This window comes from Xanthovirga aplysinae, assembly GCF_009711365.1.
GTDB classification, from domain to species: Bacteria; Bacteroidota; Bacteroidia; order Cytophagales; family Cyclobacteriaceae; genus Xanthovirga; species Xanthovirga aplysinae.
In genome coordinates, this window is record NZ_SMMB01000630.1 from 1 (window position 1) to 2,900 (window position 2,900).

The following is a 2,900-nucleotide window of genomic DNA, read 5'->3' on the forward strand; positions in this document are numbered from 1 at the left end:
ATATCATACATCTCAAAAAGTTCTAAAGCTTTCTGGTTCTTTATGTCATGCCTTACAACTATTTCCAAGCCTTTAAGGGTGGCTACAGGTCCACGCAAATCATGATAAGTTTTATAAAGGAAGGTATCCAACTCCTTATTTTTAAATAACAATTCCTTTTCTATCTCCTTTTGCTCACTCATATCCCGAATAATGGTAGAAAAACAATCTATATCCCCTTCCGAAGTTTTATGAGCGATCACCACCTGAGAGACTGAAATGGTCTCTCCATATTTGTTTACCAATTTATTTTCCCCATTCCATAACCCTTTATCCAAGGCATGCTCCATTCCTTCCTGAAGAATCAATTGAGCAATGTTCTGTTTTTCCTCCTCCTCCAATAGAAGTTCGAAATCTTTTAAACTATTTAAGCCATAAAAGTTAAGTCCCGCCGGATTGATATAGATAGGATTTCTTTCGAAATCGACCATCACAATAATATCCGATGTAGACTCAATGATTCGTTGCAACCTTTCCCTTTCCAGTTCCATGCGACGAATATTTGTAATATCTTGGACAATCCCATACCGCTTAATCTGCTTTCCAGTATTTGGGTCAAAAATAGGTCTTCGCCTAAAGTAAACATTCATCAGCTCTCCGTTTGGGAGCATAAAACGACACATTACATCATTAAAGGGCCCCTTCTTTAATTCGTCTGTTTCCCTAATATTTTTCAGAAAAGCGGGCAAATCCTCTGGGTAAATTAAACTGACCCAAGTTTTCCAGGGAATTACCACTTGACCTTCTTCGGTTTTCCTATCTAAGGATAAATTAAAGATTTTAACAAATTCCTCATCTATAGCTACTTCCTTAGCTGAAATATCATATTGCCACCTCCAAATATGAGCCATTTGCATAGCTACTTTAAAATACTCCTGACTCCTAGCTAAAGCAGCAGTTCGTTGTTCCACTAACACCTCCAGCTTATCTTTATACATCCTTAATTCTTCTTCTTTAATACGAACATCAGAGATGTCCTGAGTTAAACCAGAGACCTTTTGGGGATTTCCTCTTTCATCCCGAATAAGAATTGCAGTAACTCTTATATATCTGATTGTTCCCCCTTTTTTAATTCTATATTCCCCTGATGCCCGATCTTCCTTTCCAGAAAATAATGGCCCAATATCTTCCCAAACCTTATTAATATCCTCCTCCAAAAAATATTTTTGAAAAAACTCTTCCACCCCCATCTCTGATCCCAGGTGAGTTTTTGGGATCCCGAATATTTTTGAGGTTGGTAAGTCTACCCTAAATACGGTTTTGGGAAGAAACACCTCCCAATAAGCCAGACGGGCAAAATCCAACGTCAGGGTGAGCAAATCCTGTTTATCCCTTAATTCATTCTCGGTTTGCTTAAAATCAGTAAAATCCTGAGTCACACCAGAAACCATTTTAGCCTTCCCATTCTCATCCCTTACCAATATCCCACTGGCCTTTAACTGTCGGATTTCTCCATTTTTATTTATCCTAAACTGGGCAGAAGCCTTTTCTGCCTTTTCATAATACAGAAGACCATAATTATACCATACCGTTTCATGATCTTCCTCTAACATATACTTCCGAACAAATTCATCCAGAGGCATAAAAAACACTTTTCCTGGATAGGGAATTCCAAATAAACTGGCCAGGGAAAAGTCTACCTTTAACATATTGTCAGGAAGAGTTGTTTCCCAAAAAGCCAATTGTGCAAATTCCAAGGTCAAGGTCTGGAGTTCTTGTTTCACCTTTAAATCTTCCTCTTTCACTTTTAGGTGGGAGATATCCTGAGTCACACCATACATTTTGTCCTCTTTCCCTTCCCCTAGGTGCACAACTATTCCACTAGCAATTAAAGACCTAACTTCTTCCCCTTTTTTAATGCGAAACTCCAGAAAAATCTTTTCCACTTCCCTATTAAAGATTCTTCCCCATTCTTCTTGCACTCTCATTTGATCCTCTTTTAAAACTCTGGATTCAATAAAATCATACAAATGAAGGATCCTGGGTTCTTTGGGGGGAGCATAACCTAAAAGATTGGCCAACTGCTGTGTCAAAAGAAAGGTTCTACTATCAAGAGAAAGCTCCCAATAGGCCAATTTGGCAAAATCAAGGGCAAAGTCGAATTGTTCCTGTTTAAAACGAAGCTCTTTTTCGAATTCCTTAATAGCGGTAATATCCCTGGAAAATGTAATAATAGATTCTACTTCTCCTTTTTTATTTTTTTGTGGTAAGATGAAATAATCCACCCACTTATTTTTAAAAGGAGACATAAACTCAATTCGCTTTTCTTTTCCACTTTTCAAAACATCCATTTGAGCTCTATAACATTTTTTTGCTAACGGCTCGGAAAAAAACTCAGCTAACTCAAGTGAAGTTTTACCTATAAAATTCTTTGCGGAAATACCTGTTCTTTTTTCTATATTTTCACTGATGTATAAATACTTTCCATTCTTATCGATCCGTGAAGTGACATCTGGAGAAGATTGTACAAAGTCTCGTAAATTTTGCTCCAAATCTTTTAAATGGCTGATATCCTTCCAGCAGGTTGCAAAAACAGAAGCTTCTCCTTCTTCTTGAATGAGGGAAAAAGTAACTTCCCCCCAAAACTGTTTTCCATCTAAAGTTTGGCAATAAAATTCAAACCGACCACCCCCATCATGAATCACCTGTTGTAAAATAAGACCCCACCTTTCAATGGATGAAACTCCATCGGGCTGATCAAGAGGGGAAAGGTCTTCAGGAAATGATTTTATAAGTTGTTTAGCATTTTTACTTTTAAAAAATCTAACAGCTGCAGCATTACAAAAAGAAACCTTATTTCCCTCATGGATCAAAATTGCATCGGCAAACTTTTCATATAAATGCTCAAAATTGATCATTAA

Annotated in this window: 1 protein-coding gene; it reads right to left on the minus strand. The window is 37.2% G+C overall.

Annotated elements, in window-relative coordinates:
- Window positions 1-2,900, minus strand: a 2,900-nt coding sequence (locus tag E1171_RS03470) for a PAS domain S-box protein (protein WP_155204102.1), incomplete at both ends; no start/stop codon positions are given.